Here is a 21,223-nt window from a genome sequence, read left to right as displayed (position 1 = left end):
CCCTGAAGGAGGAAGCCATGGATACCTCACAGAAGATGTTCCTGCTGGCCGTAGAAGAAATGAACTTCACCCGGGCCGCCAAACGGGCCCATGTGACCCAGCAGTGCCTCAGTGAACATATCAAGCATCTGGAGACGGAACTGGGGACCAAGCTGTTCCAGCGCACGCCCCGGCTGACCATCACAGAATCGGGCATTGCCCTGCGGAAGACCCTGCTGCGGATCTCCAATCTGGAAAAGAACCTCTCCCAGAAAATCCAGGAAATCGAAAAAGGACAGATCGGGGAGATCCATCTGGGTCTCAATGCCACCCGAGCCCATATCCTGCTCCCCAACATCCTGCCCCAGTTCCATCGGATGTATCCCAAAGTGAACATTATCATCACCCTCCAGGATACAGAGGAACTGGTCCAGCTGATGCTAAACCAGAAATTAGATGTGCTGCTGGGAGTGGATTATCCTCCGGATCCTCTCTTGACCCCGATTCCAGTGGGAGAAGAGATCCTGATTCTCACCGCCACCAACCAGTTCCTGAAAAATCATTATCGGGGTCCAGGTCCCTGGCAGGATCTCCATCCCGGGGATTTCCTGGATTTCCGGCAGTTCGTGGCCCTACCCCTGGTGGGGAACCGGCAGAAAAGTACCGTCCAGCACCTGTACACCGCTTTCCTCAAAAGCCAAAATATCTACGCCCAGCAGATCGTATCCATCAGTGATTATGGGACCCAGTTCGAGCTTTGCAAGAAGGGTCTGGCAGCCACTTTTTCTTCTTCCTTCATGTACCATGTGATCCAAGAATGCAATCGGACCTTCCCTGGCTCGGCCCCCCTGGTCCCCCTCCGGATCCTCCACGCCGACCATCGGATCCAGACCCATCTCTTTGTTCCCAAACGCCCCTTCGTCCCCCGGTACATGCAGGATTTCCTCCGGATCCTGTCCACCGAGATCAAACGCTACCATAAGGAGATTGCAGAGATTTTTGGGTATCAATGAAAAGGGGGTTGTTGCACGTGGATGATTTTCACACGTGCAACAACCCCTTAATCTTTTAAAAGAACACCGACCCCACATACACAAACAGGATCATCAAATCCAAGAAGCAGCAGTACCCGAAGCACCGATTGGTCCATTCGAACTTGCTGACCAGTTTCCGGTCCTGGGTCAACAGGAATTCGGACCGGAGGCATTCGGTGAGCCCCCGGAAGGCCAGGGTCAGTCCCACGGGCAAGATCACCCAGGAACTGTGGGCGAACAAAGGCTGTTCCCCGGATACATTCACCATCCCCCGGACAAAGAAATACAGCAGCAAGGCCACCCCCAGGAGATAATGGATGATGCCCACCTTCCAGTATACAAACCGTTTCACAACCACACAGCTAAAAAGCGTAAGACCGATGACCGCCAAAGGGCTGGCCAGCATAAATGGCAGACTGCTTTCCATGATTTCCACCCAAATTCCTTCCCGATGATTTTTCACTGACAGACTGAACTTGTATATTATACCATGGTTCCCGTCAGGGCTCCAGCCCGTCCGGGCTTTCCAGCACAGCATCCCTGCCGCTCCTTTTCCCGGAAAAAGCCCAGGAGCTCTGCCATCCCGGCTGAACGGTAATGGTGTTCTTTCCAAATCAGGCTCAGCTGGATTTCCATGGGATCCTGGAAGGGCACAAAGATCAGTTCCGGATCTTCCTGGACCATCTCCCGATACAAAAATCCCACAGCCTGCCGTTTCTTCACCAGCTGCAGCATGGTATAGATCTGGGAAGTCCGGAACAAGATCTGAGGCTGGATCCCCGCCTTGGCAAACCGTTCCTCCAAAAGTTCCGACTGAAAGAACAATTCCGGCATCAGGACCATCTTTTCTCCCGTCAGCTCTTCCAGCCGGAGTTTTTCTTTTCCCGCCAGCGGGTGCCGCCGGCTGAGGATCCCACCCGATTCCAGTTTGGCTGCACACAGGGTCTTATAATTCCCGCTGAGGGGCTGGGTATGGATCACAAAAGCCATATCCAGCAGTTCATGTTCCAGTTTCTGCTGGACTACGCTGCGCCGTTCTTCCAGGATGTCCAATTGGAGATCGGGATGCTCTTGGAAAAAATCTTCATACAGGCGGGGCAGCAGCCATCCTCCCAGGACGGGAGGGACCCCCAACCGCAGGGTATGGCGTCCGGCTCCCAAGTCCCCCATGATCCGGGTCAGCTTGTCCGCATCTTCCGTCAGGGACCGGGACATCTTCAGCAGCCGTTCTCCTTCCGCCGTCAGCTCCATGCCCCGGTACTGCCGGATGAACAGGACCACTCCGAATTCTTTTTCCAGGGACTGGATGGCACTGGATAGGGACGGCTGGGAGACTTTCAGAAGTTCCGCGGCCTGGGTCATATTGCCGCAGGCACAGACCGTTTGGAAATAACGCAGCTGGATCAGGTTCACATTTTCCTCCAATAGATCTTTTCTATATCATAACAAATAAAATATATTATACAAATTGCTTTTTCCATTATATACTAAGTCCAAGAAAAAATCCTGTACTTTTTCTCCGTACAGAAAGGAGATGCCCTATGACTACCTGCTCCACGGTACAAAACCTGCAAACTGAAAAAAGGACCCTGGCCCTGGGTCTCCTGACAGATTCCTGGCCTCTGTTGATCCTGGTAACGGCTGCCGGCGGTTTTTCCGCTTCCTACAGCTTCCTGGCCCGGGGCGGTGTCTTTGCCTTCGCCCAGACCGGGAACATCATCTATTCCGGCCACGTCCTGGCCTCTGGCCATCTCTGGCAGATCATCCCCTTCCTGCTGCCGGCTCTTTCCTATATGCTGGGCCTGTTGGCCGCCCGGCAGCTGGAAAAACGGCTGGCCGACCAAGTCCGTTTCCAGAAATACATCCTCCTGCTGGAAAGTTTCCTCCTGCTCCTGACCAGCCAGCTCCCTGCCTCGGCCCTGATGACTCGGCTTTCCCTCTGCCTCATGGGCTGCGCCAGCGGTCTCCAGATGGAGACCTTCCACCGGGTGGGAGACAGGGAATACACCAGCATCATGGTCATGGGGAACATGAAACGGACAGTGGAAGCCTTCGGATCCTATCTGGAAGACCACCAGCCCGCTTCCCTCCGGAAAGCCCTGATCTATGTCCTCATTAATGGCATATTCTGCCTGGGCTCCGCCTGGGGTTACGTCCTCACCCAGATCCGGGGAGACACAGCCATCCTGCTGCCGGCCCTGTTCCTGGCCCTGGCTGCCTGGCGTCTCCAGCCCGCATCGAGGGGATAAAAAAAGGGGCTGTCGCCTATGCAACAGCCCCTTCAACTTACTTATTCAATTACGCAGCATCCTTGCTGTGATCATATTTCTGCAGCTTCATGGAAGGAACCCACCAGCCACACTTATAGGCTACGATCCACATGATGGCCACGATCCCGAAGGTTGCCCAGGTGACGATGACGCCGCCATTTTGCGGATACAAGTTCATGATGATGGGCGGAATGACCTGATAGCCGATGATCAGCGGACGGTTGAAGATATCGGCGATACCGGAGTCTTCAATCCCTCTGGATTTCAGGTCAGGGTCAACGATCCGCTGCAGCAGCAGGCCCGTTGCAGCTACGCCGCTAGCATGGCCCCAGACCATCATGTTCCGTTCGAACCAGTCGCTGAAAGAGCTCTTCCCGCCGATATAGATGAACCACAGCCAGTTGGTAATAAAACCGGCCAAGCAGACAATCAGCAGAGGGCCTGCAAAGTCCAATACTACGCTCAGTTTCAGGGAACCGATCCCGGAAACCATCAGGAAGTCAGTGCTCATGCCCTGGATACGGCTGATGGAATACCGGTCACAATATTTAATGGCGCCGGATTTGTTCAAGAACTTGTTGATGATCAAGCCCCAAATCAGGGACAGGCAGAATGCCGGGATAGGTACACCATAGTTGATGGTGGCTTTGGTGAATACCTTGAACCAGGCAGAGCTGTAATACCCCAGCATGGAAGCCAGGAGGATCAGACCTACATGGAAGGCCATGGGGTCCAGGCAGATGGCGGAAATGGTGCCTCTGCCGGCAGCTTTCTGTTTTTCAGGAGGAACCAAACCAGTCCGCAGTTCAACAGGCAGTTCCTGCGGGTCAGTTACATAATGGGTATAGCCTTTTCTAGTACCCCAGCCAATGATCACAATCCCCAGCAGGATACCGCCTACAATACCCACCGTTGCAGTGGTGTACCCCAGGTCCGTCATGTTGGCATAGCCCAGGCTTTCCAGCACAGGCCCTACAGCCGCTGCCGTACCATGGCCACCATAATACCCAGTAGCCATCATCAGGCCAAAGGGATCCGTAACTTCCGGCCAGATGAACTGGATCACATAGATGGTCAGGAACATACCAACCGCATATTGCAGGATGGCGATCCCGGTCAGGTTGAAGAACATGCCCCCGATGACCTTGCTGTTGACCTTATCCTTGCTGGGAGTATCCCCGATAGGGGTAGCAGCGAAGATGACCACGATCAGCACAGCGGCATAAACGCCGAATTGGGGAGACAGGGGCAGGAAGCCGTAGCCTCTGGGCCCGAAAATCAAGGCAAGGACCCCGCCGATCAGGGAGGCAGGAATCAATGCTTTCTGGAACAATGAAATCTTTGCACGGCAGATCTGGCCGATCAGCAGGAGGATCGCCATGATGCCGAAATCAATGAAGACTTGCCAAATTGCTTTTGACATATCAATCCCTCATTTCTCGTATGTAGGGAGCCTTTTACAGACTCCTTCTTTTAGAAAGTACCCGGTGATTATTTCAGGGTGTAATAAGGCAGCTGTTCATCGAACTTCTTGCCGCCATTCTTATACCATTCGCAGACGTGGATGATGGCGTCCTTGGCCTTTTCCAGAGCAGCTCGGTCAGAGTTGAAGCCCTGGTGCGGCTGCACATAGAAGTTCTCGCTGCGGTCCATAGCCTTGTCCAGAATTTCCTTGGCAGCCTTCAAATCCGGCGTATTGAATTCCCCTCTGCCGTTCAGGGCTTCGGAGAAGGCCGTTTCGTCGGTGAATACATCGGTGCCGATCCCCAGGATTTTCCCTTCCTTGTACAGTTCCAGCAGACCGGATTCCGGAGCGATATCCCCACGGGTCACATTGATGAATTCAATGGGCCGGGTTGCCTGCAGCAGGTATTCCTTGGAGAAATACCCCACATTGTAGAGCGGACTTTCTTTGATCCGGGTCAGGTTCATTACGTTCACGACGATATCCGTATCTTTGATGCCTTCTTCTTTGGAAACGAAGTTCACCGTATGGTTGTAGAGCTTGTCCAGTTCCTTGGCCCGCAAGTCCACAGCCTTGACTTTCAGCCCATTGGCTTCCAGCAGTTCATAGACCCGTTTGCCGATTTTCCCTACCCCGTAAACGGTGGCAGTCCGTCTGTCATTCAGTTCCATGAAAGAAGTAGCCTTGTTTCTTTCAAAAGTTGCCGTATTTTTAGTGTACTGGTTCAGCATGCCGCAGGTGCAGTACACGAATTTGATGGCGGTCTGGGCCACCGCATTTACACAGTAATTCCGCAGAGAAGTGATGTTGGCTGCATCAGCCAGGGCTTCAAAATGATCATATCCAGCACTCCGGGTCACGATACTCTTTTTGGTCCCTTTCAGATATTCAGGCGGCAAAACAGAATGGGTCTTGGTGGTGATGATGTCTGGCAGGACAGTGTCAGGATGTTTTTTCAGATAGGTCTGCAGGTCATCCGGCGTGATTTCATACTTTAAATCTTTTGGCAGCAGGCCCTTTGCCTGGGCTTCCTTGGTAGCCTCTTCCAAATGCTGGGATTCAGCACCCAAAGCTTCAAAATGCATGATATCAAACTGCATGGTTTTCTCCTCTCCTTTTTTCTGGAATCTTGTCTGTGAAAACAAGAAATTTCGCATCAATTCAACACAGGGGGACAGCCGGCTCCATCTATGAAAGATAAATTATTATAGCAGGTTGCCTTCCTGGCTCTATACAGTCTTCGGAATTTGTATAGTTCGTCCTCCTGTATGATAGAAGTTTGAAGAATGCTTTTCCCCTCCTTTCAGCAGCCTTCAAACTGGATACGTGGATATTATACCACTCAGTTTTCATAGTTTCCAGAAAAAACTTGTAATTTCTATTATCTTATTTACATTATAACTTTTTGCCTATTATACTATAATAGTGTAACTATTCTTCGGAAATTCTTAAAAAGGATTCCATATTTTTAAAGAAAGAAAAGAGAGAATGTTTTTACCAATAAGCAGGGCTAGATTTTTATGCATATTTTTGCATAAAAATCTAGCCCTGCTTTCATTGTATTAAATCAGTCCCAGGGTTTTCACACAGAAGATCCATAGGAACATAGTCACACAGGACAAGGCGGAAGTGAAGACCACACAGTTCCCGGTCAATTCTCCATCGCTGTCCATCTGCTGAGCCATAGTATAGCTGGCCACCGCACAGGGAGTGATGGTTACACACATAAGAGTGGCCAGTTCGATTCCTCGGAAACCGCAGAGGACTGCCCCGGCCAGGAAAACCGCTGGAGCCAAAACCAGCCGGGAAAGGATACAGACAAGGAGAGTACGGAGTTCTCCTACCGCACTTTCAAAATTGAAGGAAGCCCCCAGGACGATTAGGGACAGAGGTGTCGTCCCCACTGCCATTTCCTTCAGAGCTTTCGCCAGGAAATCTGGCAGGGGGAAAGGCAGCATTTTGACTGCCCCCCCGATCAGTGCCCCCAGGATCATGGGATTGGTCACAACGCCTCGGAGGATATGGCGCCAGTCCATCCTGCCACCCCGGAATTTTTCCAGGGTGAACACCGCCAGGACATTGTAAAGAGGCGGAATGATGGTGACCAACATCAAGGGCATGTTCACCGCTTCCGGTCCATAGATATTCTCCACCAAAGGGACCCCCAGGATCACGAAATTGCTCCGATAGATGATCTGGATGATGGCCCCCCGTTTCCGGTCATCCCGGACCAGCCGGACCACAAAGAAATAGGCCAGGAGATAGACGGTCAAGATTCCTCCCGCTGCATAAGAGATGAGCCGGGGATCCAGGACTTTGGAAATATCAGAAAAGTATACGGCTGAAAACATATTGGCTGGCAGGAATACCTTGAATACCAGCTTATTGAAATTGGCGATGGCCACCTCGTCAAAATAGGCCTTCCGACTGACACAGAATCCCAGGACCATGAAAAACATCAAAGGAGCTACGGCCCCTGCTGCCACACTGAAACTGCTCATCCCTGCGCCTCCTTCCCTTGAGAGCAAAGATCAGCCCCTGCTGCAGAAAGGGCCTGGCCCTGCATCTTTTCCTGGATGAACCGGATGAAATTCCGGACAAGTTTCGTTGGTTTGGGATTCTTCCGTACAGAAAGCCGAATATCCCGGGCGGCCAAAGGACTGCCCAGTTTATAGTAACAGAGTTTATCCGTATCTTCCGCATATTGGACGATGGTATCCCGGAAGAATACGCAGCCGGTCTGCCCATTCCGGGCCACACTGTAGGCTGTCAGAAGCTGGTCCAGATACAAGGTCACATCCGGTTCGAATCCGGCCTCCTCACAGAGCGCCATGCCTCTCCGGTAGCTGTCCTGGTTCTTTTTCAGCAGCACGAACGGTTCCTTCTGGAAAAGGCCCAGATCCACAGATGGCACCTCGTCCTGGAGGAAACTCCGGTCCAGGATCTGTTCCCGCCGGATCTGGAACTCCGCTACCTTCCGGTTGATGGAAAACGAAGCTGGGACGGCCAGGAGCAGGTATTCTTTCCCTAGATTGTAACTGTCGAACAGTTCCGGATCCAACTGTTCCACATCGATTCCTACATCCAGGTTCCCCTTCCGCAGTCCCCGGTCCATGGAGGTGGCATCACATTCTGTCAGGTCGATCTCACAGGACGGATTGCGCCGGTGATATTCTCGGATCAAGTTGGCCAGGAGATAGGCACAGAAATAAGCCGAACTCCCCACAGAAATCGTCCCGCTCCAGATTCCGGCAGCAGCGGCAAAATGGTCCCGGATCTGCTTTTCGATCCGGTCGATCTCTCTTGCTTTTTCCAGCCAGTACTCCCCTTCCGCCGTCAGCCTGACCGGGTTTACACTCCGGTCGATCAGGGGAATCCCGTTCAAATCTTTTTCTATCTTTTTGATGGCCGCGCTCAGGGCAGGCTGTGAGATATACAGTTTCTGGGCAGCCTTGGAAAAGTTCCCTTCCTGGACAATGGTCCGGACATATTCATAGTCGTGGTTTTTCATAAATGACTCCTTCTCATTCTCTCTGCCCTATTTTACACTTTTTGCAGCTCGGATAAAAGAAAAGAGGCCTCTATCCTCAAACTCATCTTTTATTTTCCGAACTATAGATATTATACTTCATTTTTTATTTGAATATTATCGAACATTTCATATCGCAATTTTCTCTATAAAGGATTTTTTATTCCTTTATAAAAGCTTTGGTATTGGATTTCCTCCTGAAGGCAAGAGTATACTAAACCCGTAAAGAAGATAAGCCTTCAGGGCTCGAAAGCCTAGTCTGCATGTTGTAAAGGAGTCTGCTTATGAGAAATTTCATTGCTGAAAGAATGAACGAATTGGAACCGTCCGGGATCCGCAAAGTCAATGAAAAAGCACTGGCCATGGAACGGGCTGGAGAAACGGTGATCCATTTCGAATTGGGCCGTCCGGATTTCGATACCCCTGCTTACATCAAAGACGCCTGCATCAAGGACATCCAGGGCGGGGATGTTTTCTACACTTCCAATTTCGGCACCATGGAACTGCGGAAAGCCATCGCCAACAAGCTGAAGGTCCAGAACGGCATCGACTATAAACCGGAAGAAATCCTGGTCACCGTCGGCCTGTCCGAAGCCGTCTTCTGCGCCATGGAAGCCATCCTGAACGAAGGGGATGAAATCCTGGTACCCAACCCGGGCTGGCTGAACTATAAGAATGTCCCCAAACTGCTGGGAGCTGTCCCTATTTTCTATACCCTGAAAGAAGAAAATGACTACCAGCTGGATCTGGACGAAATCCGCAGCAAGATCACCCCTAAGACCAAAGCCCTGGTGCTGATCACTCCCAGCAACCCCACCGGCGGGATCCTGTCCAAACAGGTACTGGAAGAACTGGCTGACATCGCCATCAAAAATGACATCATGGTCATTTCCGATGAAGTCTATGAACGGCTGCGCTATGATGGGGCGGAAACCTTCAGCATCGCTTCCCTGCCCGGTATGAAGGAACGCACCATCACCTTGAACGGGTTCTCCAAAGCCTATTCTATGACCGGCTGGCGCCTGGGCTATGCTGCAGCCAATGAAGAGCTGATCAAGACCATGAACAAGCTCCATCAGCATGTGACTACCTGTGCCCCTGCCTTCGTCCAGAAAGCCGGCGTAGTGGCCCTGACCGAAGAAAAAGATGAAGTAGAAGACATGGTGAAAGAATATGCCCGCCGCCGGGATTACGCAGTGAAAGCCATCAATGCCATCCCCGGCCTCAGCTGCAAGAATCCCAAAGGAGCCTTCTATATCTTCATCAACATCAAGAAACTAGGGATGACGGGAGATGAATTTGCTCCCTACCTGCTGGAAAACGCCAAGGTGGCCCTGGTCCCTGGCAGTGTCTTCGGACCGGAAGGAAAATATTACGTCCGGCTCTCCTTCGCCAACAGCTACGAAAATATCGTAGAAGGCTGCAAACGCCTGGCAGAAGCCTGCGCCAAAATCTATAAGGAAGCATAAGCATAAATAAAAAAGTAGGGCTGTTGCACGCTGCGTACAACAGCCCTACTTTTTTATTTCTCCTTGGCCGCCAGTTTTTCTTCGATTTCAGTGTTCAAGATATCGCTGATGAACATGTACCCGGGCCGGTGGGAAATGGCGATGGGCGGCTTGACATTTTCCACTACGAACTGGGGCGTCACCCCGCAGGCCCAGAACACAGGGATCTCTCCTTCATGGAAGGGAACCGGCTGGCCATAATCCGGCTGGTCCACATCTTTGATGCCGATGGCCGCCGGATCTCCGATCTGGACAGGGCCGCCGTGGACCCGGGGGAACTGTTCGGTGATCTCTTTGGCTTTTTCGGCATTTTCTGGCGTCATAGGACGCATGCTGACCACATAATTCCCATGGAACCGGCCATAAGGCTTGCAGGCAATGGTGGTCCGAAACATAGGGACCGGTGTCCCCAGTGTCATATGGCGGATCTCGATGCCATTTTTCAGCAGGGCTTCTTCAAAAGAATAGCTGCAGCCGATCAGGAACCCCACCATATCCTCCGTCCAGTATGCATTGGCATCCAGGATGGTCTTTTCCAGTTTCCCGTCCCGATAGATATTGTACCAGGGAATGCTGCTCAGGACATTTTCTCCCGGAGCCAGGAAAGTAGAGACCGGAACTTTCTCGAAGACTTCCAAGACCGGGCAGGGTTGGGGGTTCAGTTTGGCAAATTCGTAGAATTCCTCAGCATAATCCCCCGGCAGGCAGATTAGATTGGCCTGGACATATCCGGTAGCCATTCCGGACGTACTGGACGTGATATCTCCCTTGCGGATCAGTTCCCGGACCTGTTGGGGTGTATAATGAGCATATTTGTTTTCCATCGTTGCATCCTCCTCTATTAGTAAACAAAATCATGAGAGAAAAAGAAAAGCTCCATCCAGTGTATCATAGAACAACCGATGGAATTTTTCTTTTTTTGTGAGATTTCTCAGCCGATCATCTGGGCCATCTTCGGTGCATAGACCATGAAAGTACGATATGCCATGAAGAGGGTGATAACTACAACAGCCAAACCTTCCACATTCAGGATGGCGGTATTCTTGTAGCTGCCCAGTACACCCACATCATTGGCCACATATACCACCAGGCAGACGCTGAGAGGCAGTGCCACCCCATTGATAGCCTGGGCAATGGTGATGATGTTGGTAGGAGTGCCGCCCATGATGGCCACCACACAGCCCAGGATGAACACCACCGTAGTGATGGCACGGAATCTCTTATCCTTCAGATCCGTGGACCACCCTAATATCCCGGTGATTACATAGGTAGCAGCCAGAGGAGCCGTGGTAGCGGAACTGATCCCGGCAGCGAAGATCCCGATGGAGAAAATCGCTTTGGCAGCCGTCCCGGCCAGAGGTTCCAGACCCATGGCCAAATCAGCCACACCCTTCACCGTTTCACCCCGCTGGAACAGGCTGAAGCCTACCACCATGATGCTGACGTAAATGATAGCCGTCAGGACGGCATTGGTCACAGAATCATATTTGGCATCGATCAAAGCTTCTTCCTTATCCACTGCCTTTTCACTGGCCGTGGTGGAAGCGTGGAGATACAGACAATACGGAACGAGAGTGGTCCCGATCAGCCCGATGGCGTTGAGCAGGGATCCAGAAGGGATGCTGGGAACGAACATCCCACGCAGCAGAGCCTTCACATCCACACCAACGATAATAGCCGTAATCAAAAATACAACAGCCATCAGGAAAACCAGCCCAGTCAGCACATTAGCAATATATTTGATTTTGCCGCTCAGCACCAGAGCCAGCGCAGACCCAGAGATAATGATGCAGAAGAGAGTCCGATACGGGGCAAAGACGATGCCGAGGCCAACAGAAGCCCCCACCACATTACCTGCCTGATAAGCACAGTTCCCGCAAAAGATGGCAACGATGAGCAAAAGGAACAACGGCCCCCGAAAGGGACTTTTGGAAAATACTTTATGTACCGCATCGGCTAATCCCATCTCCCCTACAATCCCAATCTTGGATGTCATGAACTGCATGATCACCATGGCGATCACACTGAAGATCAACGCCCAGGCCAGGGAATATCCAAAACTATACCCAGACAGGCCGCAGGTGGTGACCGTCCCAGGCCCGACTACCGCTGCTGTCACAATGGCTCCCGGTCCCATATTTTTGATTCTTTCCCAAGTTGTCTTTTTCTTGGTGCCTGTTGATGTTGTCATCATTGACCCCTCCCTTGAAGAAACTACTATTATGAACGATTATTATATTATCGTCTTTTTCATTCGTTGAGTATAACTTCACATATTTTTCACATTATACTGTATACACACCTGTTTTCCGTATTATTATTATTAACAAATTAAGCCATTTTTAGGGATTATCAGAGGTAAAATACATTTATTTTATAATTTTGATAATTTTTGTTTTCTCTATGTAAGGATGCTTTTTTTATACAGTTCGATACGAATCGAACATTATTGGAAAAGCAATAATTTCTCACTCCTAACAGGGTTTTCATTAAGGAAGAATTCGCTCCCCAGGATTATGGGATCGTAATAAGAAAAGGCTCTGATTTTTCCAAAGTGCCCGAAGACTTTGTCCAGGCTTGCCTGAAAGACGGGACCATCAAGGAACTGGAAAAGAAGTATACGATTTAAAAGAACGCAAAAGGGAGTGTGGATACTTATTTCCACACTCCCTTTCGATTAGGGCAATTGCAACTTTGTATGAAGTTCTATCTCAGAGCAACCCTTCCGGCTTTTTGCTTGCCAGGATATCCAGGATATTCTGAGCCGCCATACGAGACACATTGATGGCGCTTTCGTTGGTCGTCGGCGCATAATGCGGTGTCAGCAGGACATTGTCCATTGCAAAAAGTGGAGAATCGGGATCGCACGGTTCCTTAGCTGTCACATCAAGACCTGCTCCGCCCAGCTTTTTCTCCTGGAGAGCCTTGATCAGTGCTTCTTCGTCCACAAGAGGACCGCGGCCGCAATTGATAAAGATAGCGCCCTGCTTCATCATTCCGATTTCCCGAGCCCCCACGATGTTTTTCGTTTCCTCATTCAGCACTGGGTGCAGGGTTAGGACGTCTGCATTTTTAATGACTTCATCCTTATCGCTGACGAGTTCTACACCTTCCGGCACAGATTCCACATACGGATCATAGGCTATCACACGCATGCCAAGGCCCAGCCCCATCTTAGCCACCCGGCTTCCGATATGACCGATACCGATGATGCCCAGCGTCTTGCCAAGGATTTCCAACCCTGGAGCCGTATTTTTTGCAGCAAAGCCTTTTTCTTTATAGGCTTTCGTAACGATGGCAAGATTTTTGGCAAGCGCCATCATCAAAGCAATCGTATGTTCCGCTACGGACTGGCTGTTGGCACCAGGGGTTACCGTAACAGCGATGCCGTGGGTCTTGCACCAGTCCACAGGGATATTGTCATACCCCACGCCATGTTTGCTGACGACTTTCAGATTGGCAGCTTTTTCCAGCATAGGAATCGGCAATTCATAGATCCGGACGACTACTGCATCAGCCGTCAGCATTTCTTTTTTGATGATTTCTTCATTACGGTCAGCCATAACGACCTCGATACCGGCTTTTTGCAGCATCTCCGGACCAATAGGATCCACATTCTCCGTATATAATACTTTTGCCATATTGACCATTCTCCTTTATTTTTAACTTTCTAATTCCAATCAAGCCTGACGCATGATCACGCGTTCACCAAAGAGCAGACAGCCAATCGTCACAACGAGTCCGATTCCCACGGGAATCCACTGGTTCTGGACGGCTATGAAAGGCATCAATGCAGCCAGTGTAGACGTAATCGGGGTGAACACGCCGAGAGCCACGCCAAATCCTTCCCAGCTCGTTGATTTGTGGTCTGCATCGACACAGCGGGCCAAAGCAAGACCAGAAGGCGTAGAGCCATGGCCCTGGCCAAAGGCCATCAGGCAGAGCTCAAACCAGTCATGCTTCATCCAGCGGCGCAGCAAAGTCACACAGATAAAGAGCATGAGCGCAATGATGCAAACCATATGGATCAAGAGAGGGGCCAGGAACGAAGCAAACAACTTCAAGTTCAGTGTAGCTGTAGCTGAGCAGACACAGATATCCAGTGCCACACCGGAAATGGTGTTGACAGATGCCATATCCGCATATTTATCAGTCCCAGTTTTGCGCATGAAAGCCCACAAGATGATGGCGCCGATGATTCCGTGCAGCAGAGCGGGTATCATCTTCATGACGGAGGCAAAAGCCGGAACTGGCACCTTGGCCAGTGATTTGAAGAGGGCTCCTCCGATGAACATACTGAGCAGGATAAAACCAAGCTGTAAAGCCAAGCCATTGATAGATTCAGAAGTCACGGAAGCAAATCCCAGCGGTTTCCGTTTCTCTTCAGGGAGCAGGATCGTCGGAGCACCTACATTCAGTTCTTCCTTTGACATATTGGTCGCCCATCCCTTGCGCACCCCATAATTGACGAGAGGGATCCCGGCAACCATGGCGATGATGAGACCGAACGTGGCCATGATGATGCCCAAGCTGACCATGTTCTGGATGCCCAGAGATTCATAGACTGTACCAGCTGTAGTAGCCGCACCGTGCCCGCCCCAATAGGTGTAGACCGTCATAAGGCCCCAGCTATACGGCAGGTCTTTCCAGATCGTTCCCAGTCCGATCCCGACAAGGGTCCCTACAAACATCTGGGCAAAATAGGTCAGCACAATCAGGTTGATAGCGCCCAGATAGTTTTTCATCTTGGTCCGATTGATGGTTACACCAAAAAGAGCACAGGTAAGGACCACATTGATCATAGGTGTCGGCAGACCTCCCCATGTCTTGGGGAGCTGGATAAGCCCCAGGACCTGTGGCCCCAGGATCAGTGCAACGGTGCCGCCGATGAGTCCGGCCGGCAGGAAGAGTTTCTGCAGGGGTTTTACCACCTGCAGGAGTACTACGCCAATGACCATGAAGACCATAAGCAGCGCCAGATCATTGGTCGCTGTCATAAATACTTTGCCAGCTGCGATATTCATTCCATTACCTCCTTATACGATGTAAGGCATAAGATATTCAGTCAAATAAACAAGCATGATTCTTTCCTCATTTTTTTAGGGAATCAGCCACTTTTTCCATCAGAGCCCGGTCTGGGTTCTTGCGGTTGATCTTAGAAGTCTCTACAATCAGCTCGTACAGGCTGACACCCTTATCAGCAGCCACTTCTCTGAAAACCGGGACAAAACTGGAATGACAGCCGGACATCCCCAGGATCAGGTCAAGGGGTTTCACCGGATTATGGTACCCTTCTTTGTCCATGGCCGGCATCAGACGCTGGTCGATAAAATCAAGAAGTGTGTAGAGGGGATATTCCCCAGCCTTACCTTCCCTCTGGAAAGCAGCAATGGCAACTTCGGTCTGGATATTGCCAGCACTTCTGGCCATGCCCATCAGTCCACAGTCAATGAAAGCGGCTCCGGCTTTTTCAGCAGCTAGAGCATTGGCAATGGCAAGTCCCATATTGCTGTGGCCATGGAACCCGACAGGAATGGATACTGCCTTCACAAGGGCTTCCGTATAGGCAGCGGCCTGATCCGGGAACATATATCCGGCCGAATCCATGATTGTGATGGCCTGGACACCAAAAGATTCCAGCATTTTGCTTTCTTCGGCAAGTTCTTCCGGCGTGGAAACGTAGGCTTTCATCAGGCTGAATTTGCATTCCAGACCAGCATTGCGGACCATCTTGACCGCTTTTTCCGCTTTTTCCCCATCACTGGCATTGATGCCGACCCGCAGGAAAGAAAGACCTTTGGCTTTCGCCAGGGCAATCAGCTCCTCGTCTGCATTGGCAGCAGCCTGGAACATCCCGATATGGGCCTTTCCAGCGAAAGGTGCCATGACATCAAAGTATTCTTCATCGGTGACAGGGGCTTTCTTACCGCCGTGCTTCATGCTGCCAAGTCCGGTGCAGTGTCCCATTTCAATGGTATCAATATGGCTTTCAATCAGGCCTTCCAGCATGAGCTCAGTCAGTTCTTTGGAAAAGCCGGCGCCTACCACATTCGCACCGTCCCGAAGCGTACAATCCATGATTTTCATATCCATTGCCTCCTGTATATTGATTGAATTATTTAATAATTTTTGCATTTCAAATTTTACGCTCTTTATGTCTCAATTAAAAATAAAATAACACTCAAACCAATATCAAAAAAATCAATAATTAAATCCTCCCTGCACTATTTTTAATCAGTAGAATCGCTCCGTCTCTAAATTTCAGAATTTTTCATTTGTTCTTGTGATTTTTAATTATCAATGATATTATGTAATATATTAATTCTTTTTGTATTTTTCGTGGAGGTCCTGCATACCATGGAAAAAGAACTGATTGAAACATTCCTTATCATTGCCAAGGTCAATAATATCAGCAAAGCCTCCAAGATGCTCTATGTATCCCAGGCAACAGTCAGCTATCGGCTCAAATTGCTGGAAAAGAAACTCGGCACGCCTCTGATCCAGCGCAGCAAAGGGACCCGCCAGACTTTGCTGACCACAAATGGCAGGCGCTTTCTCCCTCTAGCCCAGTCATGGCTGGATATGGACAACGCCCTAATAAACTTCGCCCAGCACAAAGAATCTCTGGAATTGAAAGTCGGCAGCACGAATAGCATCAACAACTACCTGCTCCGCGCCTTTTTCGAATCCCTTGGAAGGAATGAAAAGAAGTGGAAAATTACCATCCGGACCACCCATACAGCATCCATTTATGAAGAGCTCCGCCTGAATGAAATGGACTTGGGACTCTGCCTTGAGGAAAAACTGGAACCCGGCATCAGCACCAAACTCTTGTATTCAGAACCTCTGCTCATCCTCAGTGCAAACCCCATCCGCAAAAAGAAACTGCTGACACCGCGGGAACTGGATATGGAAAAAATGATCTACATCAATTGTGGCCACAGTTTCCGGAAATGGTATCAGCGCTACGTTCCCATAGGAGTCACGCCTACCTACTCTGTCGATTCCTACCAACTCGCCTGGAAACTGATGAAAAACGACTACTGGTTCTTCGCACCGATCTGTTTTGTAAAAGAACAATTGGCCAATGGAGAACAGTGCGCCATTTCTGCCCTGGCCGGATCGAACCCTACCTACGATGTCTTTCTGGCGGTAGAAAGCAATACCGCGAAACTGCGGCGCTACGAGATAACCTTATTCAAACGCCTTCTGACAACGTACTTCCATGGCACAAAACATGCTGTAGATGCCAAACTGGCGGAACTATTTCCCCAGAAGCAGATTTGGTGAATCCAATCAGGAAAACTTAGAAGCGGGAAACGAAAAACCGCTGCTTATCCCCCCAAGAGAGCGGACTCAAAACAGTAAACGTTTAAAAGAACCTTGTACGACTTTAAAACAATGGGTTCTGCCGACCAAAACCGGTAGAGCCCATTGTTTATTTATATTCTGTATTTCCGGCATTTGACCGTGACGGTGATATTTCTCAGGCAGCACTTCCCTTTTCCATAGAAATACTTGCAACTATTCAGTTGCATCCATTCAAGTATAAAATTCTTTTTTGTTGCAAATAGATATGATATGGTAAAGTCGTTCAGAAAGAAGCGAGCTTTTCACACTGTTCCCGCAGCAGTCGAGCAAATGCCGCCGCAAAAGCAGACAGTTTCTTATTTTTCAGCGCAGCCAGGACCACCTGGTTCCGGGCGGGAAATTCCAAAATCGGGAAGGCATAAAGAGGGTTATCCGGATGCAGCCGGTTCTGCTGCCGGATACTGGGAAGGTACATGGACCAGCAGAAACTGGCCCCGTAATCCCTGGCACTGAGCAGGATCTGCATATCCAGCTGGGGCAGTTCCATGATGGCAGGAAGCTGCAGCTGGTGTTCTGCCTGCCACCGGTCCAGATAATACCGGGAAATCGAATTGGGCGAATTCAGGATGAACGGGACCTTAGCAAACGCTTCCAAATAGATTCCCTGCTGGAAGTCTGTCAGACGTTCCGCTGATTTTTCTGAAAAAACAGTCTGCAGCAGATTGTGGGAAATAACCAGGAAGAGCCTTTCGTCCAGATGATACAGATGGCGGAATTGGATGACATCGGCAAAATACCGGTCGATGAGCGCCAGATCCAGTTCGTTCTCCCTGAGCAGCTTCTGCAGAGCATGGGAAGGCGCAGCCACTGCTTCGATCCGCACCTGGGGATACAGTTCTTTCATGCGGACCAGGAGTTCCGGAAAGACAATGCGGAACCGGCCCTCCGGCGCCCCTATCCGCAGCTTCCCGATTTTGGCATGACGGATTTCTTCCAACCGGATTTGGAGATTTTCTTCAGAAAAAGCCAGTTCCCGCATGGTTTCCAGCATGATTTCTCCGGCTTCCGTAAGCTTCAGCCGGGGCACACGGGTAAAAAGCGTGATCTGGTATTCCTGTTCCAGGTTTTTGATGTACTTGCTGAGGTTCTGGTGAGAAACATGGAGCTTCTCCGCAGCGGCAGAAATACTGTCGGACTGGCTTAATACAATGAAATAATGAGGATTGGGATTAGAAAACATCTGACTCACCTCTTGACTGCTATTCCTTATACTATAAAAAAGAACGGAGGATTTTGTCAATGGAACGCAGCGTAAGCCCTTACAACGAAAATCTGGCCCCTTCCGGGCCTCTGGTCCTGTGCGATGTCACCCTGCGGGAAGGGGAACAGACAGCCGGTGTCTCCTTCTCCCAGGAAGAACGGATGGGCCTGGTGCAGAGGCTGGATAAAGCCGGGATCCAGCAAGTTCAGCTCTACAACACCTGGCACGGGGACCAGCCCGATGAAAAGGCCCTGGAAATCAATGCAGGCCTGTGCGCCCTGCCCCGCAGACAAATCAAAACGGAAGTCCTGAATTTCAACACATCGGACCTGCCTCGCCTGAAACAGATGATCGACCTCCAAGCAGAGACCCATCCAGATGTGATCCATGCTTCTTTTTCTCTGAAGGCAGCCGGAGAAAACGAACTGTGCGAAAGAGAACGGAAGATCCAAGAAACCGCAGAATATATTGCCGGCAAAAATATCGAATGCAATATCAGCCTGCTGGATTCCACCCGTTCCGATCCCCAGATCCTCCAGCGCATGATGGGAGCTGCTGCTCGCTCCGGAGCAGCCCGGGTGCGCCTGGCCGATACAGTGGGCGTCGCTTCCCCGGGAGGGATCCAGAACATGTGCCAGCTGGCCTGTCAGGCAGCAGGATTCCACCCGGTGATCCTGGGGATCCATACCCATAATGATTTCGGTCTGGGGCTGGCAGATGCCTTGGCCGGCATCCGGGGCGGTGCCACCTTGATCGATGGTTCCGTCAACGGCCTGGGCGAGCGCTGCGGCAACGCCTCCCTCATCGAGATCATCGTGGCTCTGGAAGGCCTCTATGGCATCCCCACCGGTGTCCAGCTGTCCAAGCTGCTGGAGCTGTCCCGCTACGTAGCGGAGATTTCCGGCATCCCAGTGCCGTCCAATGCACCTTTTGTAGGAAAATACGCTTTCTCCGACAGCCTGGCAGCCCATATCGCCCTATCCCTCCAAGATCCCTTTGCCGTAGAAGGGATCCGTCCGGAGACTTTCGGAGGGCGGCGCATTGCTTTCCTTTCCAAGAACATCACGGAAGAAGTCCTTCAGCTCCTGGCCGGAAAGCAGCATCTTTCCCTGTCAAAAGAAGAACTCCCCCGCCTCTATGCAAAGATCTGTCAGCTCTCTGCCCCAGGGACAGGGACCGTCCTTACGGAAGATGATCTGCCCCGGCTGGCCGCCGCCATCAAAGAAGAGGAAGAAGCCTGATGCCAGGTTTCTCTGCAATGAGCCCTGTTTCTCGAAAGGATAGAACAAATGAACCCCTTAAAAATTGCTTTCGCTGATTTCTTCACTTTGAGCCTCCTGCTGATGGCCGGCCTGGCCCTGCGCAAACACTGCCGGCCTCTCCAGAACCTCTACCTGCCAGCTTCCCTGCTGGCTGGATTCATCGGCCTGCTGCTGGGGCCCCAGATCCTGGGTCACTTCACTGGCGTTTCCCTGCCCATCGGCAAAACCATCACCCAATGGCCCGGCCAGCTGACTTCTGTAGTCCTGGGGCTGGGCTTTGTAGGAACCAAACCCAGCAAGAATTTCGGTCGAGTCGCCGCTTCTGCCGTAACGGTTTCCGGCCTGGTCCATCAGACCCAGGTACTGGTGGGGTTGGGCCTCACCATCCTGCTGATTCCCTTTTTCCCCAATCTGCCCGTCAGCTTCGGACTGACCCCGGTCTACGGATTCCACGGCGGCCACGGGACCGCTAACGCCGTGGGTGTGGCACTGGCCCAGTACGGCTGGGCAGAAGGGATCTCCGTAGCCAACACCATGGCCACCGCCGGTCTAGTTTCCGGTATCGTCATCGGGATGATCGTCATCAACATCGGAGTCCGCCGGGGCTATGCCCAAAAAGTCCTGAAGCCCCAGGAAATTCCCCAGGACATCCGGGAAGGGATCGTCCCCCTGGAAAAGCGGACTGCCATAGGCAAAGGCGTCACCTACAATGACGCCCTGGATCCTTTGGCACTCCAGCTGGCCATCACCGGCCTGATTTTCGGCGGTGCCACTCTCATGTCCAAAGGCTTGACGATGATCCATCCTCTTTTAAAAGAGATCCCTCATTTCGCCTGTGCCATGGTATTGGGAGCTTTCCTCAATTACGTGATGCGGAAACTGGACTGGCAGGATTACATCGACCGTGCCACCATCAACCGGATTTCTGGAGTAGCCCTGGATTACCTGTTCTGCGCCGCCATCGCCACCCTATCCCTGAAGGTATTCTCCCTGTACATGGTGCCTCTTCTGGTCACCATCACCGCAATGATCCTGGTCAACCTGGCTGCCAACTTCTATTTCCCCTGGAAGATCTTCGATGTGGACTGGTTCGAACGGGCCGTAGCCAGCTACGGTTTGGAAAGCGGCGTCTTGGCAACCGGCCTGATGCTGCTGCGGGTAGTAGACCCTAAATTCGAGACCACCGGCCAGGAATCCGTCGCTTCCGCTGTCTCCCTCCTGTATCCCCTGGCCATTCCCTATGTAGTTCTGGGTCCTTTGCTGTCCACCAAACTGCCGGCCTGGCAGATCTGGATCGGAAGCTTCATCATCTGGCTGGGCTTCTATATCGCCGCCCGCCGGAACTTCTGGCACGGTGACCGGAAGTTCGCCGATATCCTTTCCGCCAAGAGTAAAAAGCCCTGTGCCCGGTAAAATAAGTAAAAACTGCGAAAGCTGCCATACATGATTTATCAGCAGCTTTCGCAGTTCTTTTGTCTGGTTCTTTGTCAAATGTTGGGGTAAGCTCCAATTCATCTACCACACACGGACGTGAGCGATTTTTGCTCATGTCTGTTTTTATTTTAATTTCACCATCGAAAGCAGTAAAATCCGAGAACGGAATC

The 21,223-nt window shown here is 51.1% G+C and carries 18 protein-coding genes; 6 read left to right on the top strand and 12 right to left on the bottom strand.

What is annotated here, in order from left to right:
• Positions 1-17: 17 nt before the first annotated feature.
• Positions 18-992, top strand: coding sequence for a LysR family transcriptional regulator (locus ACTUHY_RS07620; RefSeq protein ID WP_442827244.1), 975 nt, complete (start codon positions 18-20; stop codon positions 990-992).
• A gap of 55 nt (positions 993-1,047) precedes the next feature.
• Here the strand turns inward: ACTUHY_RS07620 and ACTUHY_RS07615 are convergent, their stop codons facing one another.
• Positions 1,048-1,440, bottom strand: a complete 393-nt coding sequence (locus tag ACTUHY_RS07615) for a hypothetical protein (protein ID WP_442827243.1) — start codon at positions 1,438-1,440, stop codon at positions 1,048-1,050.
• Between the two features lie 56 nt (positions 1,441-1,496).
• Positions 1,497-2,426, bottom strand: coding sequence for a LysR family transcriptional regulator (locus tag ACTUHY_RS07610; RefSeq protein ID WP_442827242.1), 930 nt, complete (start codon positions 2,424-2,426; stop codon positions 1,497-1,499).
• A 128-nt stretch (positions 2,427-2,554) separates the two neighbouring features.
• Here ACTUHY_RS07610 and ACTUHY_RS07605 point away from each other — a divergent pair, with 128 nt between their 5' ends.
• Positions 2,555-3,262: a YoaK family protein gene (locus ACTUHY_RS07605; RefSeq protein WP_442827241.1), complete on the top strand. Its 708-nt coding sequence runs from the start codon at positions 2,555-2,557 to the stop codon at positions 3,260-3,262.
• Positions 3,263-3,311: 49 nt separating this feature from the next.
• Here the strand turns inward: ACTUHY_RS07605 and ACTUHY_RS07600 are convergent, their stop codons facing one another.
• The 4 genes from ACTUHY_RS07600 to ACTUHY_RS07585 all read right to left on the bottom strand — a co-directional run bounded on the left by ACTUHY_RS07600 (position 3,312) and on the right by ACTUHY_RS07585 (position 8,259).
• Complete coding sequence (locus ACTUHY_RS07600; protein ID WP_442827240.1) at positions 3,312-4,706, bottom strand: sodium/glutamate symporter; 1,395 nt, start codon at positions 4,704-4,706, stop codon at positions 3,312-3,314.
• 68 nt (positions 4,707-4,774) lie between these two features.
• Entirely contained in the window at positions 4,775-5,848 is a 1,074-nt protein-coding gene (locus ACTUHY_RS07595) for an NAD(P)-dependent oxidoreductase (protein ID WP_442827239.1), read from the bottom strand.
• Between the two features lie 462 nt (positions 5,849-6,310).
• Positions 6,311-7,249: an AEC family transporter gene (locus ACTUHY_RS07590; protein WP_442827238.1), complete on the bottom strand. Its 939-nt coding sequence runs from the start codon at positions 7,247-7,249 to the stop codon at positions 6,311-6,313.
• A complete protein-coding gene (locus ACTUHY_RS07585; protein WP_442827237.1) occupies positions 7,246-8,259 on the bottom strand; it encodes a LysR family transcriptional regulator in 1,014 nt (337 codons plus the stop codon). Before ACTUHY_RS07585 ends, ACTUHY_RS07590 begins: the two co-directional genes overlap by 4 nt.
• Before the next feature lie 302 nt (positions 8,260-8,561).
• On the opposite strand from ACTUHY_RS07585, the gene ACTUHY_RS07580 reads away from it, so the two are divergent.
• Positions 8,562-9,746 carry a pyridoxal phosphate-dependent aminotransferase gene (locus ACTUHY_RS07580; protein WP_442827236.1) on the top strand — a complete coding sequence of 395 codons (1,185 nt, stop codon included), beginning with the start codon at positions 8,562-8,564 and terminating at the stop codon, positions 9,744-9,746.
• A 53-nt stretch (positions 9,747-9,799) separates the two neighbouring features.
• Here ACTUHY_RS07580 and ACTUHY_RS07575 read toward each other — a convergent pair whose 3' ends face one another.
• From ACTUHY_RS07575 to ACTUHY_RS07555, 5 genes are all read right to left on the bottom strand, one after another.
• Positions 9,800-10,609 (bottom strand): putative hydro-lyase, encoded by an 810-nt coding sequence (locus tag ACTUHY_RS07575; protein ID WP_442827235.1) that lies wholly within the window; start codon positions 10,607-10,609, stop codon positions 9,800-9,802.
• 107 nt (positions 10,610-10,716) lie between these two features.
• Positions 10,717-11,976, bottom strand: coding sequence for an Nramp family divalent metal transporter (locus tag ACTUHY_RS07570; RefSeq protein ID WP_442827234.1), 1,260 nt, complete (start codon positions 11,974-11,976; stop codon positions 10,717-10,719).
• Between the two features lie 520 nt (positions 11,977-12,496).
• On the bottom strand, positions 12,497-13,426 hold the full coding sequence (locus tag ACTUHY_RS07565) for a hydroxyacid dehydrogenase (RefSeq protein ID WP_442827233.1): 930 nt from the start codon (positions 13,424-13,426) through the stop codon (positions 12,497-12,499).
• 39 nt (positions 13,427-13,465) lie between these two features.
• On the bottom strand, positions 13,466-14,809 hold the full coding sequence (locus tag ACTUHY_RS07560; RefSeq protein WP_442827232.1) for a sodium/glutamate symporter: 1,344 nt from the start codon (positions 14,807-14,809) through the stop codon (positions 13,466-13,468).
• 67 nt (positions 14,810-14,876) lie between these two features.
• Positions 14,877-15,872: a beta/alpha barrel domain-containing protein gene (locus ACTUHY_RS07555; protein WP_442827231.1), complete on the bottom strand. Its 996-nt coding sequence runs from the start codon at positions 15,870-15,872 to the stop codon at positions 14,877-14,879.
• A 270-nt stretch (positions 15,873-16,142) separates the two neighbouring features.
• Between ACTUHY_RS07555 and ACTUHY_RS07550 the strand changes: the two genes are divergently transcribed.
• On the top strand, positions 16,143-17,075 hold the full coding sequence (locus tag ACTUHY_RS07550) for a LysR family transcriptional regulator (RefSeq protein WP_442827230.1): 933 nt from the start codon (positions 16,143-16,145) through the stop codon (positions 17,073-17,075).
• A 304-nt stretch (positions 17,076-17,379) separates the two neighbouring features.
• On the opposite strand, the gene ACTUHY_RS07545 is transcribed toward ACTUHY_RS07550, so the two are convergent.
• A complete protein-coding gene (locus ACTUHY_RS07545; RefSeq protein ID WP_442827229.1) occupies positions 17,380-18,336 on the bottom strand; it encodes a LysR family transcriptional regulator in 957 nt (318 codons plus the stop codon).
• A gap of 59 nt (positions 18,337-18,395) precedes the next feature.
• Between ACTUHY_RS07545 and ACTUHY_RS07540 the strand changes: the two genes are divergently transcribed.
• The gene (locus ACTUHY_RS07540) at positions 18,396-19,598 is read left to right on the top strand and encodes a LeuA family protein (RefSeq protein ID WP_442827228.1); all 1,203 of its coding nucleotides are present in this window, start codon (positions 18,396-18,398) and stop codon (positions 19,596-19,598) included.
• A gap of 48 nt (positions 19,599-19,646) precedes the next feature.
• Positions 19,647-21,032: a sodium/glutamate symporter gene (locus ACTUHY_RS07535; RefSeq protein ID WP_442827227.1), complete on the top strand. Its 1,386-nt coding sequence runs from the start codon at positions 19,647-19,649 to the stop codon at positions 21,030-21,032.
• Positions 21,033-21,223 lie beyond the last annotated feature (191 nt).

Source organism: Acidaminococcus nyctereutis (assembly GCF_052216985.1).
Lineage (GTDB): Bacteria > Bacillota > Negativicutes > Acidaminococcales > Acidaminococcaceae > Acidaminococcus > Acidaminococcus fermentans_A.
Note: the sequence above shows the minus strand (reverse complement) of the source record. Positions and strands in the feature narration are given on the sequence as shown.